Here is a 19,140-nt window from a genome sequence, read left to right as displayed (position 1 = left end):
CGTGGTCCTCCGTTTCCTAAACATAACGGTGGACCAGTTCAGTGGGGGAGGCTCACTATCGTGGATCCACGATATGAATTATACTTTTAAGGGGTTCAGTCGCTCCAATAGTTGCTGTTGACGTGCAACTCACTGGCCTCCTTTAGAAGCCTACGAACCGTTTGCTGGTCCACCCCGCAGCCAAGTTCAGCAGCTTTGTCCGCAATCTGCTTCGGCACTTCAGAGCGTTTTTGAATGGGCGTATAACTGTGGCCGTCCACTGCGCAAGCAATGAGGGCTTTTTGAAGCGTTGCGATCCGAGTAGTGCTAGCAGACTTTTGAGCCCGGCTGTTTTCGGCAGAGGAAGAGGCCTCTAGTTTTGCGTCCAATTCAGACAGGCGCTCATCTTTCGCCCGCAGCATATCTCGAAGGTTCTCGTTCTCCGCAATGATTTCCGCATTCTCGACAACAGTATCCGGTTGCGGTCTATCGTAAGGCGGCATCCCCACAGCACGCCGCCACGCTAAGGACACATAATACCCCCTTTGCGACAGCCAAAGCAGATAGTCCTTTGCAGGCGCCTTCTCACTAATTTCCCCGATCTCTAATGCCCTTTCCAATATCAGAAACCTGTCTTCACGCTCACGTATCGTCTCTCCGGTTTCCGGGGCGTTGCCGCGCCAGCCATCTGTGCGGAATGGCTTAAAGTTCAGCGACAAATCAATTGCCTCGCGGGCTGTCCAATAAGGTTTTCGGACCCATTCCCCAATCAGACGCCGTTCCTGTCCGGCGTAGTCGGGGGACAGAATTTCCTTCCTCCGGTGGGCAAAATGCTGACCGTCAAATGCGATCGGACCTGCCGGTGTGATGGCTAGCCACCAATCCGTATGGAACGGTAGGTTGTTGCGCTCTGCCCACCAAAGCCAAAACACAGGCGCGCCCAATCGTTCACCTGACCGCTTCGCTCTGGTTAGTAGCGCGCTATGGTCATTAAGCACCTGTGCGACTCCGGCATCATCTGGCGAAATGCCCAGCGCCAGTGGGACGGCTTCTTCGAGAGACCAACTGCTCTGATAGATCCATACCTGCATCAAGTGTTCAGCAGGTTGTACCGGGGCCTGTTCACATTCAATCATGTCCCAGTTTTTCCTTCTTCATATTATCAAGCTGATCTGCCCACCACTGTGTCAAATCAACTCGCTCATCCCAGTGTGCGCCGCGTGCGTATGCCCGGCGGATTTCATTCTTTTCCACATGGGCGAGGGCTCGCTCAATGGCGTCCGGATGCCAGCAGCCTGACTCATTGGTCAATGTGGAAAACATTGCCCGAAAGCCATGCGCCGTCATCTCGTCCTTCTCATACCCCATGCGGCGCAGCGCGGCATTCAAAGTATTGTCGCTCATGCAGCGCTTGGATGAACGTACCGATGGAAAGAGTAACTTGCCCCAACCCGTCAGGTCGCGCAGTTCCTTCAAGTGATCGAAGGATTGGCGGGACAGCGGTATTGTGTGAGGCCGCCGCATCTTGGCGCGATGTGCCGGAACGGTCCACGCCATTCTGGCTTCGTCGATCTCATCCCACTCCGCCATTCGCAACTCTCCGGGGCGCAGGGCAGTCAACGCGAGCAGTTGCAATGCGAGGCGCGTCGTTCTTTGACCGGAAAACCCGTCGATAGCCCGTAGCAATGCACCGGCCTGCGCCGGATCAGTGATTGCCGCGCGGTGCTGTACCTGGGGCCTGATCAGGGCATCCTTCAAACCATAGGTCGGATCGTTATCGGCGAGTCCTAGGGCGATGGCATAGCGAAAGACGGCCCCGGCAGCAGACCGCATCCGTACGGCGCTTTCGTGATTGCCCTTTTTTTCCATCTTCTGCAGCGGAACCAGAATATCCCGTGCTGTTATTTGCGTGATCGGCATTTTCCCGATGTCTGCGGAAAGTAGCCGGTGAAACCAGGCGGTCTTAGTCAGCGTTGCTTCGGCACGGCCTTCGCTGCGCTTCTTTTCCAGCAGTTCTATCGCCAACTTGGAGAAAGTGGCTTTGTTCTCTGCCTCTTCTCTGGCTTTTTTGTCTTTGCGCACGCTGGAAGGATCTTCGCCATTTGCGATCAGGCTGCGGGCGTCGTCCCGTTTCCGTCGCGCATCGGCCAGTGTCACTTCAGGATACTTGCCTAGCGCCAGCAGCTTTTCCTTTTGGAGCCAACGATACTTGAAGCGCCAGAGTTTCGAACCATTCGGCTTCACCAGCAAATAAAGCCCGTCAAAATCGGCCTGCTTGTAGGGCTTCTCTTTGGGTTTCAGAGCCCGAATCCGTGCGTCGCTCAAGACAGGCATTGGGGGTACCTTCCAGTCACCAGGTGGCACGTACCCCAATTTGGTACCCCATTTGGGGGTAGATTACAGCGCACGTGGCAGGACAACATCGGACAATCCGACAGTATAAACCCTGCAACTACAAGCTACTATCAGTCAAAATCGGACGCAACTGGATGTTAAAGTGGTGCCCCCACACGGACTCGAACCGCGGACCTACTGATTACAAATCAGTTGCTCTACCAGCTGAGCTATAGGGGCACTGGCTGTCGATTACTTCCTCTGGCAGTAGACTGCAAGCCTGAATTTTAGCCTAAACTTAGACATTGCCCGATTTCTTGAGAACGTGCAAAAAACGCTGAATTCATCCGTTGCAAATATCTCGCGAGTGGTAACGGACGCGGCAATGCAGAAAAGCCAAGGGGTAAAGGAAAAAATGCAGGTTGCCATCCACGCCGGTGTTGCCTTTTCGGATGAAGGGCTGGTGATGTCCTCGCTTGGCGCGAACAGGAGCGTACTTGCCAAATACCGAACTGCGGTTCTGGGGCCGCGGCGGTCCCGGCTATTCGTCAAAGTGATGTCTGACTCGATTCTGCAGGGTGTATCTGATGCAGACGCACGGAACAGATTGTCCGAGCTTGTTGCCGGAAACCAGAATCTGGACCGCGCGGTTGTATCGAGCGACAAGTTCTTTGGCCCCAGGCGCACTGCGCTGCAAGACGGCCAGATCTATCCGTTTGCGGGGAATAGAACAGCCCATACGGACACTCTGCTGGACGGCGTGCAGGTTCAAGTGTTTGCAGGGCTGGTGAACCCCGGGGTTTTTATACCAAAGATTCTGGCCTCGATCCATGAAGACCATCGGCGGGACATTCTGGCCAGCACCGATTTAAGCTGCCTCAGCTGGCTTGGCATGATCGAAGACCTGCGGGATCTTGCGCCTCAGGTTCAGCTCACCTTGTGGGAACACGAGAATTCCCCGCTTATCTGGGGGGATATCATCCGCGCCGTGGCTGGACTGCCTGATGAGGCTGTACTTCATGAAGAGTTTGCATTCCTGTCCTCCCTTTTGACAGAAGCTGGACAACGTCATGTATTGGACATCGTGAGAAAAGGGGACGCCATCGATCACGGCCGCCGACGTGAAGAGATGGCAAATATTCTGGACGAATACGCCCGGCCGGAGCAGATCGAGGAAGAGCTCGACTTGCCGGGCTGGAATTCCGACATAGTTGAAGCGTTCACAGAGCTTTACGAACAGGATCTGGCCACGATCCGGTCCATGCCGGACGTCCGTGTTTTGCAAATCTGATCGGTTTGCGCAGTGCCGTTGGATTGGGTGCACAGATGGTGCGAAGGTAGCTTTTGTCACGAATCCAGCATGAGGGCAGGGACGCAAGCGTATTTGGGGCCCTGCCGAATATCAGGCCACGAATTGGTGGTTTTGCAGCGACGTGTTGATACGGAAAATCCTGCCGATCAACGGGTTTATCTGACAAACCATGGCGTTCGACCCAATTGATCATCCGGATTTCCGCGGAATGGCATCAACTGACCGGTTCATTGGTTTGGCACAATGCATCAGGCAACCAAGTAATCTCGCAATATCCCGTTGAACAGTTCAGCTTTTTCCAGATGCGTCGCATGTGCAGAGTTTGGTATCACCGCGAGGTTTGCATTCGGAATGGATTGCCACAGCTGTTCCGTCTGACTCCATGGGTAGGTGCGATCACGATCCCCCCAGATAATCAGCGTCTTGGTCCTGATTGCCGGCAGGTTTTCAGCGCCGCTCCAGGAATGCATCGCATCCAAACCAGACAGCATGGCCTTCAGGTTGCTTTTCTGGGCTATCGCGGCGCAAAGTTCATATTCCAAGGCGTTTTCGCGTTCGAGAAACCAGGTTGCCGCAATCCGCCGCGCCGTCACTTTTGGCCCGTCTGCACAGGCACGGGTTTTCGAAGTGTCGATGGTCTCAAACCGCCCGGGCAGCACTCCTACGGACCCGGTGCCATAAAGAACCAAACGGTCAACACGCTCGGGCGCACGGGCAACCATTTCCTGCACGACCATTCCACCCATCGAGTGACCAACCAGGTGGAATGTCTCGATGTCGCGCGCCTTCAGCTCATTCAGCGCCCAGTCCGCGAATCCCGAGATGCTGCAAAACGCGTCACGTTGCGCATTTTCGCCAAAACCAGGCAGATCCAGCGTGATGACATCGTAACCTTTCAGGGCCTCGACCTGCCGCTGCCATTGCCGACTGCCGCCCAGGAACCCGTGAACAAACACGATGGGTGTCATTTCCGACCGCCCTGTACAATCCGATCGAGGATCATGGCACAGAACAGGATTGAGAACCCCGCAAGAATACCCTGGCCCACATTCGCGTATTGCAACGCTTCAAGAACATCCTCGCCCAGCCCTTTGGCACCGATCAGAGACGCAACAACAACCATTGCCAGTGACAACATGATTGTCTGATTGATCCCCGCCCGGATCGACGGGCTTGCCAGCGGCAAGTCGACCTTGGTGAGCAGGTACCATTTGTTGGCGCCGAAACTGATCGCCGCCTCGCGCACGCTTTCGGGCACGCCACGCAAGCCCAGGACGGTCAGGCGCACCACGGGCGTACCACCGAAAATCATCGTGACCACAACCGCGGCCGGCTTGCCGACACCAAAAAACGCGATCACGGGTACCATGAAAACAAAGGCGGGCATGGTTTGCATGAAATCCATGATCGGCTGGATGAAAGCATAGAACCGAGGGCGACGCGCCGCGAACATGCCCAGTGGAATTCCGATGACAATAGACAGGCACGCCGCTGTCCCCAACAAGGCCAGCGTGGTCATTGCGCCCTCCCAAAAGCCCAACAGCCCCATATAGGCCAGAAACGCGCCCGAATAGATTGCCGTGCTGACACCCGCAGTCAGCCATGTCAGCAGAATGATGAGACTGGCGATCACGATCCATGGCGTCTGCACCAGGATGACCTCAAGCGCGTCCAGCAGGGTACGGATACCGAATGTCAGCCCGTCAAAGAACGCTTCGCTGTTGCGCACGCACCAGGCGATGAAGTCTTCCACCCAGGTGATGCTGGTCAGGCGGATATTGGGGTCTGTCGGGAAGTGGCTAAGCAACGAGAAACGCCCCGGAAAGCTGTAATGCATCATCGCCGCAGCAACGATCAGCGCCATGAAGATCGCGCTGAACACGATCTGCGATACCGGCATTGCTGACCGGATTGAACGATCTGACAGCCATTCCGAGAAACGCGCTTCGAGCGCCCAGTTTGCCACCTGTGACTGAACCAGCTTGACGATGATCAGAATGATCAGGCCGGTCAGAACGATGTAAGGCCCTTCAGCGGCCATTGCTTCGGCTTCGGCGCGGATGCCGCCTATGTTTTCCTCCAGCGAGTCCACCGTCCGCTGGTAGACGTCGATCTTGTCCGAGTTGTTTTCGATGGCAGCGGCCAACTGCTGACGGCGCAGCTCAAGCGTCCCTTCAATTGACGCGATGCGTTCCATCGCCTCGGCCGCCAGGTCGCCGAACAACCCGCGCGCGATCTGCACGTAGGCTATTGTTTCGAGGATCAGAAATGGCAACGCCCATGACCACAAGCCCCGTGCACCGAACCAGACCGGGCCAAACAACCCGGCCATCAGATTGAAAGTCGGTGTAAAGCGGGACGACGCGCCGATCTTGTCGAAGTTGCGGATGTAATAGTCGGGGCTGGTGCGAACAAAGGCCCGGATGTTTTCGCGCCGCTCTTCGGCATATGCCAAAGCGGCCTCGTTCTCTGTATCTTCCAGCGGGTTCACATCTGAAGAACTCATGACACTTCGGTTCCTTCGATCACGGTGCGCAACAGATCGGCACGGGTTATGACGCCAACATCCACGCCGCCGTCCTCCACAAGGATCGCGCTGTCGGTGTCGATTGCCAGATTGATCAGCGTGCTCAGGTTTTCGCCTTCATTCACACGCGGGGCGTCCGAGGGCAGAGGACCATGGGTCGCGACATGTTCCGGTATGGGCCGCATGACGGCGTGGGCACGCACCACCTTGAGCCTTGAGATACCCGCCACGAAATCGGCGACATAGTCATCGGCGGGGTTCATGACGATGTCTTCGGCCGTTCCGATCTGCACCACCTTGCCGTCGCGCATGATCGCGATCCGGTTCCCGATGCGGACGGCTTCATCCAAATCATGGGTGATGAAGATCGTCGTCTTTTTCAGGATTTTGCTCAGTCGAATGAACTCATCCTGCAATTGCCGCCGGATCAACGGGTCCAACGCCGAGAACGGTTCGTCCATCAACAACACATCCGGGTTCGCTGCCAGTGCCCGGGCAAGGCCCACACGTTGCTGCATACCCCCGGACAGCTCGTGTGCGAATTTCGATCCCCAGGCTCCGAGTTCGACGATATCCAGAATAGCAGCGGCCTGACGCATGCGTTCATTCTTGCTGACCTGCCGGATCTCCAGCGGCATTGCGACATTGTCCAGCACAGACCGATGCGGCATCAGCGCAAAGTTCTGAAAGACCATGCCAATCTTGTTGTTGCGAAACTGCTGAAGCTCTTTCGGGCCCAGGGCCATCACGTCAGTGCCTTCGATTTCGATCTTGCCTGCGGTGGGTTCCAACAGCCGGTTGAAATGGCGAACCAGAGTGGACTTCCCGCTGCCTGACAGGCCCATGATGCAGAATATCTCGCCCCGATTGACCGAAAGACTGACATCCGCGACGCCCACAACGCAGTTGTATTCCGCCAGCACCTGGGCTTTGTCCAATCCACGGTCGCGGATTGCCTGCAGCGCCACCTCGGGCCTGCCCCCGAAAATCTTCCAGACATTCGAGATTTCAATAACGGTATCGTCGCTCATAAGTCCCCCAGAGGTGCGCATCTGGGTGGCGCCGTCCATCGCCGCCACCCTGTTTTGGGACGAGAGATCAGAGACCCAGCCAGGCGTCGACACGATCCGGGTTCGCTTCGACCCATTCACGGGCAACGTCCGCCGGGTCGCGGCCCTTGCCGCTGATCTCATAGGCGAACCCGCTGACATCATCCGCCGTCAATGCGAAATTCGCCAAGAAATCGGCAATCGCCGGAGAACGCTCTGGCAGCGTGTTGGACCAAGCGATCTGCACGTTCTTGAGGGCGTCCTTGGTCGCAACATTGGATTTGTTGTACCAGTCCGGGTCATCAGACGGTTGGACCATCACGTATTTTGCCGGGTCGAATGGCGGCTCGGTCAACATCTGGACGTCGAACATGTACCAGACGGCATGCGGCTTGTAGCAATAAAAGGCATAGCCTTCGCCCTTGGCGATGCTGTCCTTGATCCGTGCGGTTTTCACGCTTTCCTCGGCACGTATCGGCTCAATGAAATCAAGCAGGCCGTAATCGCGGGTTTTGACTTCGTTCACGTTGGCCGAAGCCCAACCCGGCGCGCCAATCCACATTTCACCTTTGCCATTGCCGTCACTGTCCATCAAAGCGGCCACATCCGGGCGGCCCAGATCGGCGATGTCGGTGATGTTGTTGGCTTCACCGAAGTCTTTGCTGACGCAGAAACCCTGATTGCCCTCGTAGGGGTTCGATGACAGGGTGACGGTGCCCGCTTCGTCCACATATTTCTTGGTGAAGCTTTCCTGGTTGGGCAGCCAAACGTCGGGATGAACGTCGATATCGCCCTTGCCCTGATCCATCGCCTGAAAGATCGTGGCGTTGTTGCCGGGCACATATTCCACCTTGCCCCCGATGCGCATTTCCACGACCGCGCCCAGAACATGGGCAATCGCTTGTGCTCCGGTCCAGGATGGCACGCCGATTTTCACTTCTTCGGCTGCGAATGCCGGCACAGCGCAGACGCTGAGCGCAGCAGCCATCCCCAGCTTTTTCAGATTGGTTCTCATGGTCTTCTCCTCTGTTGAAATGCGCCGTGGTTCGGCGTCGTTCTTTCCGTTGTTCGATTTTCCCGTCGCGCAATAGGGGCGCGCCAACTTGCCTTTGGCGACACATTCGGACGGAAGGCTGAAAACAAGGCCAACCGCCACACCCTGCCCGGAAGTCTAGAACAGGAGCTTTTCCGAGAGCCAATTCGAACATTTCATCAAACTATTCTGTTTTTACATAGTTTTCTGTACCCTTGCTGAAAATGCCCTTTCACAAGCGGGGATACGCAGTGGATCTGAATTGGCTACGCGATTTCGAATGCCTCGCCCGGACCTTGAACTTCACCCGTGCGTCTGATGAACGTAACATCACGCAATCCGCATTCAGTCGCAGAATCAAAGCGTTGGAAAGCTGGGTGGGGCTGCCTTTGGTCAATCGGGCAACCTATCCGGTTCAATTGACCGAGGCCGGCAAACAATTCCTGCCTGTTGCCCAGGCGGCAATTTCACAGCTGTCTGAATCCCGCCAATCCCTGCGGGACGCCGACCGGGGCGACAGTCGGTTCATCCGGTTTTCGGTTCTGCACACCATTGCGGTTAATTTTTTGGCAACCCGCATAGAAGAGTTGCAGAAACAGATCCCCGATTTGCGCACGCGCGTCCTGTCCGATTCTCTGAGCACCTGCTGTGATCTTTTGGTCGAAGGCGCGGTGGATATCCTGCTGTGCTACTATCACCATACTGTCTCGCCCATGATCGACGAAACCGCGTTCGAGCGTAAGGATCTGTTGAAGGACCGTCTGATACCGGTGGCTGCCGCTCAGCCGGTGCGGACTCTGGGTTGGGATTTGTCCCGGCAGGATGGCCCACCGATCCCTTATCTGGCCTATGACCGATCGTCCTTCTTGGGCATGGTCGTTGAAAACACCGTTGATCGGAAACCCCAGAATACCGAAACGATATATGTCGATAGCCTGGTCGAAACGATCAAACGAAGATTGATGACCGGCAGCGGATTTGCCTGGATGCCCGAAACGTCGATCTCGGCGGAGCTGGATCAGGGGTTGCTGGTGCCGATCGGTGATGATGCATGGTGTGCGACGTTGACGATTTCAGCCTTTTCCAATCCGGCCAGTTTGGATCAGATCGCGCACCAGCTTTGGCAGCGTTTGTGACCGGACGGATTCGTTTTGGCGCACCGACCGGCCATTGAACGGAAAATGCGCCTTTACCTCGCATGCCGGCCCGTCTGAGAAAAATTGACGATCGCGCGGACCAGCAGATCGATCGTATCCACTGCATTAGCGTCATCCGCGACGCTGTCGGCGATGAGGGAGAATTCAGAGCAAGCGACAAACTGCAAGTCCGCGCCCGCCTTGGCCAAGGCTCTTGAGGACGCTCGCAGCGTTTCGCGCGCCTTGTCGCTTTGACCGTTGACCTTGATCGCGCGGATCGCCGCCAGCATCGCGTCGTCATCCGTTGGCCAAACGGTTGACAGCCCGCGCGCTTGCAGGGCTGTTTCGAAAAGACCAGTACGGCGCACCGCCGGAGAAGCGAGCACACCAACGCACCCACCCTTCCCGAGCGTCCCGACGGCGTGATCCGCGGCCAGTTCAACCATGTTCAACAGCGGAACGGTCACGGCATCGGTGATCGCCTTGGCATAGTGATGCGCCGTGTTGCAGGGCATTGCCAGCGCCACGGCGCCGGCATCCTGAAGACGTCTTGCCATCGCCGCCAGTGTCGGCCCCGGATCTTCACCCGCCGCGTCGATCAGATGCGCGATCCGTGACGGGACCTGAGTGTTCATGTCGATCAAAAGCGGAATGTGGTCCCGGTCGTCGCTCACCGGCACAGCCTCGACCAGCTTGCGCTGGAGGAGGATCGTTGCCTCGGGGCCCATGCCGCCAAGAATGCCGATGGGGTGCTGCGTCATTGCTCAGATATTCACCCAGCGGTCTTTGTGATCGAAGGCAAAGTCATACCCCGCCAAAGCCGCCGCGCCGCCCGTGTGAAGGAAAACGACCCGCTGGTCTTTGAATTCGCCTTTGCGCGCCAGATCGATCAGGCCCGCTGCACCCTTGGCCGAGTAGCAGGGATCCAGAAGGATACCTTCCAATTCGGCAAACATCTGGATCGCTTCGATGCCGCTTTCAGTGGGCAGGCCATAGCCTTCGCCGACATAGTCGGTATTGGCCATGACATCTTCACGCTTTACCACGCCCGCGCACCCCAGCTTTTCGGCCGTCTTGCAGGAGAGGTCGTACACCATCTGTTCCTGCTTTGGCCGAGGTGCCCTTGTCCCGATGCCAAGCACCGGCACCTGCGCATTCATAGCGCACATTCCCGTCACCAAACCTGCCTGCGTACCGGACGACCCGGTTGCATGTACCAGCCGGTCAATCCGCAATCCGCTGTCATTGGCCTGACCCAACAGTTCAAAGGCCGCGTTTACGTAGCCCAGCGCCCCGGTCGGGTTCGAGCCGCCGCCGGGAATGACATAGACATTGCGGCCTTCTGCCCGTTTCTTCGCGGCAGCCTTTTCCATTTCGCCCGGCATATCGTGCCCCCCGGGAAACTTCTGGGTGGTCGCGCCGTGCAAATGATCCAGCAGGACATTGCCGTTTGTATTGTAGTTGCCATCTTGATAGCCGGTGCGATCTTCCAGAAGAATATGGCAATCAAGCCCCAGCTTGGCGGCAAAGGCTGCGGTTTGTCGACCGTGGTTGGTTTGGGTGGCACCTTGCGTCATCACCATGTCGGCGCCCTGCGCTTCTGCTTCGGCCATCAGGAATTCCAGCTTGCGGGTCTTGTTGCCGCCGGTTGACATGCCGGTGCAATCGTCGCGCTTGATCCAGATTTCCACCCCCAGTTCTTTGGAAAGCCGCTTCATCGGTTCAAGCGGTGTCGGAAGATGGGCGAGGTGAAGGCGGGGAAAGCGCGCAAGATGCATGTCACAATTCCTAATATTGATTTTCGTCAATTTACGCTGTGTGTTGCCTCTCTGCTAATTCGAAATTCAGTATGTATGTTGCAAAAATTGCATGTTGGTAAGGTCTGGGCTATCTGATTCACATGCGTTTGGAATGGATCGATGACATATTGGCCGTGCTGGACAGCGGATCGCTGACACGGGCTGCCGAAAAACGGCTGCTGACCCAATCTGCCTTTACCCGTCGGGTGCGGCTCATCGAAGGCAGTATCGGTGCGACCCTGTTTGATCGTCGCCGCAAACCCGTATCCCTGATGCCGGGCGTTCAGGCGTTGGAACCTGAACTGCGCGAGCTGAGCGCGCGTCTGCACAAACTGCGTCACAGTTTGAAAACAGAAAGCGATCAGGCCAGCCAGTCTTTGTCGCTCGTGTGCCAGCATGCGCTGACGACAACCGTCTCGCCGAAAGTGGTCCGGATGTTGACCGAAAACAGCGATATCTCGGTTCAGGTGCGATCGGGAAACCAGGACGAATGCCTGTTGCAGCTGATCTCGAAAGAAGTCGATTTCGCGATCATGTACGCGGCATCGGACGGTGGGGTGCAGAACCTTGAAAGTGCGTTTGAGGCGAAAACGCTTGGTGCCGACACATTGATCCCGGTATGCGCACCTGCAATGCACGGGGAATTGGATGGCAAGACCATTCCTGCGATTGTCTACCCGCCTGATGTCTTTCTTGGCCAGGTATTTTCCCGATTGATTGCGCCGCGGTTGCCCGACGAAACCAGACTCGTGGCCAAGGCCGAGACGGCCCTGACGCTGGCGATGCTGCATTATGCCGTGAAGGAAATCGGTGTTGCCTGGTTGCCCTTTTCTTTGGTCGCCACGCCGCTTGCTCAGGGACAGCTTGTAAGCGTTGAAGACGCCCTGCCTGCGCAGGCGCTGACAATAAGAATGGTCCGTTTGGCCGAAGCGAAGCCAGAGTTCAGTGAACAGATTTGGCAACGTCTTGCCGGGCAAGCGCAAAGCTTTTGGTTGTCGCAGGATCAAAGCGACGAGGCGACCTGAGCCGTTCACCGAGAAAGGTGCCGGGTTTGCCGATCAGCGTCGGAAGAATACGCAACGGAATAGTGGCAAAACCGGGCAGGATGTATCTAACCTGTGCTGAAATGACAGCAACAGGGCAGGTCAGCGGATGTTCAGGAAGGTACTGAAAACGGGTATAGGTGTCGTGGTTCTGGGCATCGTGGGGCTGCTTGGTTATCTGCTGATCGCCCCGCCCGATTTGCTGAAAGTGGGCACGAATTACTCGGCCAAGATCGTCTGTTCGAATGTTTTCATTGCCGGACGTGACCCGGAAGAGGTCCTTGCGGTGGATGTGCAGGCCCCGGGGCATCCGCTGCTCAAACATGTTTCGATTGAGGTTGATCGAGAGGCTCAGACTGTTCATGCGCGGCTCTTTCGGTTCTTCGCGCCCGCCAGGTCGCAGTTCCGGCAGGGGCTTGGCTGCACCAACGTGCATGCTACATCCCTGAGCACGCAGCGACTTGAAGCCGCCAATCCAGTGCCGACAGGTCTTTGGCCAACAGGAAACGACGTTGCGCAGTCTCATGATCCCAATATTCAGGCCGTCTTGTCGGATGATACGCTGCTTGGCGAAGGGTACCGCGCCATAGTGGTGGTTCAAGGCGGCCGCATCGTGGCCGAACGCTATGCGGAAGGGTTCGACGCCGACACACCGTTGCTGGGCTGGTCCATGACCAAGACGGTCACGGCCGGGCTGATCGGAACGTTGATCAACGCGGGTCAGATGAATGTATCGGACACCCTCGTCGACAGCTTTCCCGAATGGGCAGAAGACGCAAGGCGAGGCATTACTGTTGCGGACATGCTGGCAATGACAAGCGGTCTGCAATGGAATGAAGAATACGGAGACGTGTCAGACGTGACCAGGATGCTGTATCTCAGCAATGACATGGCCGGTTTCGCTGCCGACCGTGCACTGGAAGCCGGCATTGGCACCGACTTCAACTATTCCTCGGGCACGTCCACCGTGTTGTCCCGGGTGTGGCAGGACAAGCTGCCCGACGGCGGTTTGAGCTATCCTCGGGATGCGCTTTTTGAACCGCTTGGCATGGCTTCGGCGATCATCGAGACAGATGTCGCCGATACATTCATCGGATCCAGCTATATGTACGCCACGGCCCGAGACTGGGCGAGGTATGGCCAGTTTCTGCTGCAAAAAGGGGTTTGGGACGGCGCGCAGATTTTGCCCACAGGTTTTGTGGACTGGATGTTCGAACCCGTTGCGGCGTCTGGTGGGGAATAGCCAAGGGTCATCTTTGGTTGAAAGCGCCAGGCGACCTGCCACCGTTTGAAGACGCGGTTTGGTTGCAAGGGCATGACGGTCAGTCCATCGGAATTTTCCCGTCGCGTGACATGGTCGTCGTGCGGATGGGGCTTACACCTTCACGGGTGGGCTATTCTTCTTTGCCCTTGGCGAAAGCGCTTATTGCGGCTTTCGGGGGGTAGGGGATCGAACATTCCCATCGACGCACCGCCCGACATTGCGGCGGGCATCGCCCGTAGGGCAGGACACTGGGTCGCAGATCGGTATCTTGCACGCCGGCACAGTTTGGTATACCGCCGCATACAAATTCAAGGTGCCGGGCTTTCACATGGCCCGGTGCATCAGCTAAATGGTCGGAACCGTCATGAGCCTTTACACAGAATACCTGAACGAAATCGAGACGCGCAAAGAACAGGGTCTGCACCCCAAACCCATCGAAGACGGTGCTCTTTTGCAGGAAATCATCGGGCAGATCAAAGATACGGGTCACGCTCATCGTGCCGATTCACTGAACTACTTCATCTACAACACGCTTCCGGGCACAACCAGCGCCGCAGGTGAAAAGGCGCGCTTTCTGAAAGAGATCATCCTGGGTGAAGCGACGGTCGAAGAAATCTCGCAGGATTTCGCGTTTGAATTGCTGTCGCATATGAAGGGCGGCCCATCGGTAGAGGTTCTGCTTGATCTGGCGCTGGGCGATGACGCAGAGATTGCGCAGAAAGCGGCGGCAGTTCTGAAAACCCAGGTGTTCCTGTACGACGCAGATACCAACCGCCTGAAAACAGCCTTTGAGGCCGGGAACGCCGTTGCCGGGGACATTCTGGAAAGCTATGCCAAGGCCGAGTTTTTTACCCGGCTTCCCGACATCGAAGAAGAAATCAAGGTTGTGACCTATGTGGCGGCCGAAGGGGATATTTCGACCGATCTTCTGTCGCCCGGCAATCAGGCGCATTCGCGGTCGGACCGTGAATTGCACGGAAAGTGCATGATCTCACCCGAAGCACAGGCCGAGATTCAGGACTTGCAAAAACAGCACCCGGACAAGCGCGTCATGCTGGTTGCTGAAAAAGGGACGATGGGCGTTGGATCGTCGCGCATGTCCGGTGTCAACAACGTTGCATTGTGGACCGGAAAGCAAGCTAGCCCCTATGTTCCATTCGTGAACATCGCGCCGGTTGTTGCCGGTACAAACGGGATTTCACCGATCTTTCTGACCACCGTCGGCGTCACCGGCGGGATCGGCATCGATCTCAAGAACTGGGTCAAGAAAGTGGATGCCGACGGCAATCCGATCCTCAACAATGACGGCAATCCTATCCTCGAGCAGAAATACTCTGTCGAGACCGGAACGGTACTGACCATCAACACCAAGGACAAAAAGCTCTACAATGACGCAGGCGACAAAGAGCTGGTCGATCTGTCATCATCCTTCACGCCGCAAAAGATCGAGTTCATAAAGGCCGGAGGATCTTATGCCATTGTCTTTGGCAAAAAGCTCCAGACATTCGCGGCCGAGACGCTCGGCATCGAGCTGAAATCCGCTTTCGCACCGTCCAAGGAGATCTCGCATGAAGGGCAGGGCCTGACGGCGGTTGAAAAGATATTCAACAAGAATGCGGTTGGCGTGGCCGAAGGCAAAGTTCTGCATGCGGGCTCGGATGTTCGGGTGAAGGTCAACATCGTCGGTTCGCAGGACACCACCGGCCTGATGACGGCGCAGGAACTGGAAGCCATGGCGGCGACAGTGATATCGCCCACCGTTGACGGCGCCTATCAGTCTGGCTGTCATACGGCTTCGGTTTGGGATTCCAAAGCACAGGCAAATATCCCAAAACTGATGAAATTCATGAACAACTTTGGCCTGATCACCGCGCGTGACCCCAAAGGTGTTTATCACCCGATGACAGACGTCATCCACAAGGTTCTGAACGACATCACCGTGGATGACTGGGCGATCATCATCGGTGGCGACTCGCATACACGTATGTCCAAAGGCGTCGCGTTTGGTGCTGACTCGGGTACTGTTGCACTGGCGCTGGCTACTGGCGAAGCCACCATGCCGATCCCGGAATCGGTCAAGGTGACGTTCAAGGGCCAGATGGCGGATCACATGGATTTCCGCGATGTGGTTCACGCCACCCAGGCGCAGATGCTGAAGAAATTCGGCGACAACGTGTTCCAGGGCCGGATCATCGAAGTTCACATCGGCACATTGCTGGCGGATCAGGCATTCACCTTTACTGACTGGACGGCCGAGATGAAGGCCAAGGCCTCGATCTGCATCTCGGCGGATGACACGTTGATCGAATCTCTGGAAATCGCGAAAAGCCGTATCCAGATCATGATCGACAAGGGAATGGATAACGAGGCCCGGACACTGCAAGGTCTGATCGACAAGGCCGACGCGCGCATCGCGGAAATCAAGTCGGGTGAAAAGCCCGCCCTGAAGCCGGATGAAAACGCCAAGTATTTTGCCGAGCTGGTGGTTGACCTGGATGAGATCAGCGAACCCATGATCGCCGACCCGGATGTCAATAACGCGGATGTATCAAAACGTTACACCCACGACACGATCCGACCGGTTTCCCACTATAAGGGGGAAAAGAAGGTCGATCTGGGATTTGTTGGATCGTGCATGGTGCACAAGGGCGATCTGGTCATCGTCTCGCAAATGCTGAAAAACATCGAGCAGGAGAAGGGCACAGTAGAATTCAAGGCCCCGCTGGTCGTTGCTGCGCCCACCTACAACATCATCGATGAGCTGAAAGAAGAAGGCGAGTGGAGCATTCTTCAGAAGTATTCAGGCTTTGAATTCGACGATCTGTTCCCAAAGAGCAAAGCGCGGACGGAATACGAGAACATCCTGTATCTGGAGCGTCCGGGATGTAACCTCTGTATGGGCAACCAGGAGAAAGCCGCAAAGGGTGACACTGTTCTGGCCACGTCCACACGACTGTTCCAAGGACGTGTTGTTGAGGACGCGGCGGACAAGAAAGGCGAATCTCTGCTGGCATCGACCCCGGTGGTGGTGCTGTCAGCTGTTTTGGGCCGAATGCCAACCGCCGAGGAATACAAATCGGCAGTGAAAGGTATCGACCTGACCAAATTTGCGCCTCCGATGGAAAAGCCCGCAGGCACGAAGTCAGCGCATTTCTAAACGCAAGGCACCAAGTTGATTGCCCGGTCATCCCTTCAGGTGGCCGGGCGATTGAGTTCCGCTGTGGTCAGGCCTGGTTGCAGCGCGCGCCGCGCAAAAGCGCGGCATGGGAATGCCCCGGACCTTTCGCACGACTTCGCGAGGACCATTGAGGAAAAATCCATGATCCACGGTTATACGGTCGCTGTTTGGGGTCAGGCTGACAGCTCTTTATACATGTAAGTTGTGGGTTCCAGTCTGGTTTCGAACGGGTTCCGGCAATAGTTCGGAATTTCCCCGGCGATCTGAAACCCCAGGTCCAGATAAAGCAATCGAGAAGGGTCGGTGCTGCGGGTATCCAGAACCAGCATCGTGCGCTCCAACTCTGCCGTTCGCTGAAAGAGGGCTTCCATTAAGGCGCGGCCAAAACCGCGCCGTCTGGCGTTCGGGTGCACCAGAAGTTTTGCGACATCCGCGCGATGCGGCTGATTGGGCATGGTCGCGGGGATCAGTTGCACCGTGCCCTGAATGCGCCCGTTGTGGTGGAGGACAAACAGCTCCAATGCCCCGGATTTCAGCCCGGGCCGAACATTTTGCAGCCAGAAATTTCGTGCGTCACCCTCGGTAAACGGAAGGACAAAGCCGATGCTGGCCCCGTCATGCACACAGGCGTGGAGGATTTCCGCCAGATCATCCACTGCCGCGCTGAAATCGAGATCGGTCAGACGCGAGATCATATCAGCACCAAGAGATAACGCGCACCGCGAGATGCCCCGGTTTCGAACCGGGTTGGGCCCGACAGGTGATAGCGCAGGCAATCTCCGGCGCTCAGCGCATGGGGTGTTCCGTCAACTGTCAGTGTCAGGGCGCCGTCGATCAGGATCAGATGGTGTTCCTGCCCGGACTTGGGCGGCGCGTCGTAAGTGATGACCGTGTCGCGCGGCAGGTGACATTCCACGACCTCGGCGTTCAGGCCGTTTGCAGGCGGTGAAACTGCACGGCGGGTAAAGCCGGTTTCGGGATCACGCCATTCGGTCTGGCGTTCAAACGCTACTTTGGGGTCAAAGCTGTCTTCGACCATCATCAAAAGCCGGGACATCGGCAGGTCATAAGCGGCACAGAGGCGCCCAAGACTCTCAGCGGTGGGGCTGACCTCTCCTTTCTCCATGCGGGACAGCGTGGCGCGGCTGATTCCGCTGTGGGCGGCCAGTTGATCCAGCGACCATCCGCGCCCGTGGCGGAGTTCGTTCAAACGGACGGCAAGGCGGTTTGAGAGGTTGTCGAGCATGGATCACAAACGAGAATATTTTTCATCTAAGGGAAAATTACATAAAAATTATATATATGTAAATGAAAAAGGGCGCAGAAACTCCGCGCCCTCTGCCAGCTTTTGACGAGGCAGTGGATTACTTCCAGCCGACTTCGTTAAAGATTTTTTGTGCTTCCGGGATGTTCTTTGCGACTTCCGACAGGTTCACGTCGTCAGCTTTGAACTCACCCAGGGCCTTTACCGATTCCGCCAGCTCTACACTCTGCACTGCCGGGAATTCGTCATTGCCCGCCGAGAAGTACTTCTGCGCCTGATCGCTTGCCAGATACTCGAGGAACAGGATTGCGTTTTCCTTGTTCGGCGCGTGTGCCGCGACGCCACCGCCCGACAGGTTCATATGCGCACCATAGCTGTCCTGATTGGGGAAGACCCAGCCGATCTTGTCGAGGTCCGAGGACAGGCCTTTGACGTCTTTGCGGATAGCCCGCGCATAGTAGTAGGTGTTCGATACAGCGATGTCGCATTCACCCGAAACGATGCCACGCAGCTGGTCGGTGTCACCCCCCTGCGGGTCTCGGGCCATGTTGGCGACAACGCCTTCGGCCCAGGATTTTGCAGCTTCGGCGCCTTCATGTGTGATGATCGAAGCCAGCAGGGTCTGGTTGTATGTGTTGGTCGAGGACCGGATGCAGACCAGGCCCTTGTATTCCGGCTTGGCGAGGTCTGCGTAAGTGGCCGGCGGATTGGCAACGTTTTCTTTGTTGAAAAAGATGATCCGACCGCGCTGCGAGAAGCCGAACCACTGGTTGTCTTCGTCCTGAAGGTTGGCGGGGATGCGCTCTTCCAGGGTTTCGCTGTCGATGGCTTGCAGAATGCCCGCATCTTTGGCGCGCGCCAGGCGAGACGTGTCGACCGTCAGCATGACATCCGCCGGAGAGTTCGCGCCTTCAGCTTCCATCCGCGCGATCAATTCATCCGCCTTGCCTTCGATCCGGTTGATCTTGATGCCGGTCGCTTCTTCGAAGTCCGTGTAAAGACGTTCGTCAGTGTCATAGTGGCGCGAGGAATAAAGGTTCAGCTCGCCTTCAGCCGCGGCTGATGTTGCGATCAATGCCGACAGAGCGGCAGCTAGGCAGGTTGTGGATTTCAGCATAGTTTGCCCCAACAATTGAATTTCGCGTCGGTCGATAACCCGACTGATTTGCTCAATTATACGATTCTCAGCGAGATGCAAGAAAATCCGACAGATTTACTTGGT

Annotated in this window: 16 protein-coding genes and 1 tRNA gene; 5 read left to right on the top strand and 12 right to left on the bottom strand. The window is 56.6% G+C overall.

Annotation, left to right across the window (positions count from 1 at the left end):
• Nucleotides 1-95 precede the first annotated feature (95 nt).
• From GOW60_RS20735 to GOW60_RS20725, 3 genes are all read right to left on the bottom strand, one after another.
• The gene (locus tag GOW60_RS20735) at nt 96-1,115 is read right to left on the bottom strand and encodes a hypothetical protein (RefSeq protein ID WP_171230777.1); all 1,020 of its coding nucleotides are present in this window, start codon (nt 1,113-1,115) and stop codon (nt 96-98) included.
• A complete protein-coding gene (locus GOW60_RS20730) occupies nt 1,108-2,313 on the bottom strand; it encodes an integrase arm-type DNA-binding domain-containing protein (protein WP_171230776.1) in 1,206 nt (401 codons plus the stop codon). The genes GOW60_RS20735 and GOW60_RS20730 overlap by 8 nt, the downstream gene beginning before the upstream one ends.
• A 164-nt stretch (nt 2,314-2,477) precedes the next feature.
• Nucleotides 2,478-2,553, bottom strand: a tRNA-Thr gene (locus GOW60_RS20725).
• A 145-nt stretch (nt 2,554-2,698) separates the two neighbouring features.
• On the opposite strand from GOW60_RS20725, the gene GOW60_RS20720 reads away from it, so the two are divergent.
• Nucleotides 2,699-3,604, top strand: coding sequence for a hypothetical protein (locus tag GOW60_RS20720; RefSeq protein WP_171230775.1), 906 nt, complete (start codon nt 2,699-2,701; stop codon nt 3,602-3,604).
• Between the two features lie 269 nt (nt 3,605-3,873).
• Here the strand turns inward: GOW60_RS20720 and GOW60_RS20715 are convergent, their stop codons facing one another.
• The 4 genes from GOW60_RS20715 to GOW60_RS20700 form a co-directional block, all read right to left on the bottom strand.
• Nucleotides 3,874-4,593 carry an alpha/beta fold hydrolase gene (locus GOW60_RS20715; RefSeq protein ID WP_171230774.1) on the bottom strand — a complete coding sequence of 240 codons (720 nt, stop codon included), beginning with the start codon at nt 4,591-4,593 and terminating at the stop codon, nt 3,874-3,876.
• The gene (locus GOW60_RS20710) at nt 4,590-6,131 is read right to left on the bottom strand and encodes a proline/glycine betaine ABC transporter permease (protein WP_171230773.1); all 1,542 of its coding nucleotides are present in this window, start codon (nt 6,129-6,131) and stop codon (nt 4,590-4,592) included. Before GOW60_RS20710 ends, GOW60_RS20715 begins: the two co-directional genes overlap by 4 nt.
• Entirely contained in the window at nt 6,128-7,183 is a 1,056-nt protein-coding gene (locus GOW60_RS20705) for a glycine betaine/L-proline ABC transporter ATP-binding protein (protein ID WP_152456674.1), read from the bottom strand. Before GOW60_RS20705 ends, GOW60_RS20710 begins: the two co-directional genes overlap by 4 nt.
• Nucleotides 7,184-7,250: 67 nt before the next feature.
• Nucleotides 7,251-8,216: a glycine betaine ABC transporter substrate-binding protein gene (locus GOW60_RS20700; RefSeq protein WP_171230772.1), complete on the bottom strand. Its 966-nt coding sequence runs from the start codon at nt 8,214-8,216 to the stop codon at nt 7,251-7,253.
• Between the two features lie 269 nt (nt 8,217-8,485).
• On the opposite strand from GOW60_RS20700, the gene GOW60_RS20695 reads away from it, so the two are divergent.
• The gene (locus GOW60_RS20695) at nt 8,486-9,370 is read left to right on the top strand and encodes a LysR family transcriptional regulator (protein ID WP_171230771.1); all 885 of its coding nucleotides are present in this window, start codon (nt 8,486-8,488) and stop codon (nt 9,368-9,370) included.
• Nucleotides 9,371-9,423: 53 nt separating this feature from the next.
• Here the strand turns inward: GOW60_RS20695 and GOW60_RS20690 are convergent, their stop codons facing one another.
• Both GOW60_RS20690 and GOW60_RS20685 read right to left on the bottom strand, forming a co-directional pair.
• On the bottom strand, nt 9,424-10,131 hold the full coding sequence (locus tag GOW60_RS20690) for an aspartate/glutamate racemase family protein (RefSeq protein ID WP_171230770.1): 708 nt from the start codon (nt 10,129-10,131) through the stop codon (nt 9,424-9,426).
• 3 nt (nt 10,132-10,134) lie between these two features.
• On the bottom strand, nt 10,135-11,148 hold the full coding sequence (locus GOW60_RS20685; protein ID WP_171230769.1) for a D-cysteine desulfhydrase: 1,014 nt from the start codon (nt 11,146-11,148) through the stop codon (nt 10,135-10,137).
• Between the two features lie 122 nt (nt 11,149-11,270).
• On the opposite strand from GOW60_RS20685, the gene GOW60_RS20680 reads away from it, so the two are divergent.
• The 3 genes from GOW60_RS20680 to GOW60_RS20670 all read left to right on the top strand — a co-directional run bounded on the left by GOW60_RS20680 (nt 11,271) and on the right by GOW60_RS20670 (nt 16,633).
• Nucleotides 11,271-12,194 (top strand): LysR family transcriptional regulator, encoded by a 924-nt coding sequence (locus GOW60_RS20680; protein WP_171230768.1) that lies wholly within the window; start codon nt 11,271-11,273, stop codon nt 12,192-12,194.
• 127 nt (nt 12,195-12,321) lie between these two features.
• Nucleotides 12,322-13,455, top strand: coding sequence for a serine hydrolase (locus GOW60_RS20675; RefSeq protein ID WP_217355661.1), 1,134 nt, complete (start codon nt 12,322-12,324; stop codon nt 13,453-13,455).
• A gap of 385 nt (nt 13,456-13,840) precedes the next feature.
• Complete coding sequence (locus tag GOW60_RS20670) at nt 13,841-16,633, top strand: bifunctional aconitate hydratase 2/2-methylisocitrate dehydratase (protein WP_171230767.1); 2,793 nt, start codon at nt 13,841-13,843, stop codon at nt 16,631-16,633.
• 194 nt (nt 16,634-16,827) lie between these two features.
• On the opposite strand, the gene GOW60_RS20665 is transcribed toward GOW60_RS20670, so the two are convergent.
• The 3 genes from GOW60_RS20665 to GOW60_RS20655 all read right to left on the bottom strand — a co-directional run bounded on the left by GOW60_RS20665 (nt 16,828) and on the right by GOW60_RS20655 (nt 19,035).
• Complete coding sequence (locus tag GOW60_RS20665) at nt 16,828-17,349, bottom strand: GNAT family N-acetyltransferase (protein WP_171230766.1); 522 nt, start codon at nt 17,347-17,349, stop codon at nt 16,828-16,830.
• Nucleotides 17,346-17,900, bottom strand: coding sequence for a helix-turn-helix domain-containing protein (locus GOW60_RS20660; protein ID WP_171230765.1), 555 nt, complete (start codon nt 17,898-17,900; stop codon nt 17,346-17,348). The genes GOW60_RS20665 and GOW60_RS20660 overlap by 4 nt, the downstream gene beginning before the upstream one ends.
• Nucleotides 17,901-18,018: 118 nt before the next feature.
• Nucleotides 18,019-19,035, bottom strand: coding sequence for a Fe(3+) ABC transporter substrate-binding protein (locus tag GOW60_RS20655; RefSeq protein ID WP_171230764.1), 1,017 nt, complete (start codon nt 19,033-19,035; stop codon nt 18,019-18,021).
• Nucleotides 19,036-19,140 lie beyond the last annotated feature (105 nt).

The organism is Ruegeria sp. HKCCA4008, from assembly GCF_013033125.1.
GTDB lineage: Bacteria > Pseudomonadota > Alphaproteobacteria > Rhodobacterales > Rhodobacteraceae > Ruegeria.
The sequence above is the reverse complement of the archived record's forward strand: the minus strand, read 5'-3'. Positions and strand labels throughout refer to the sequence as shown.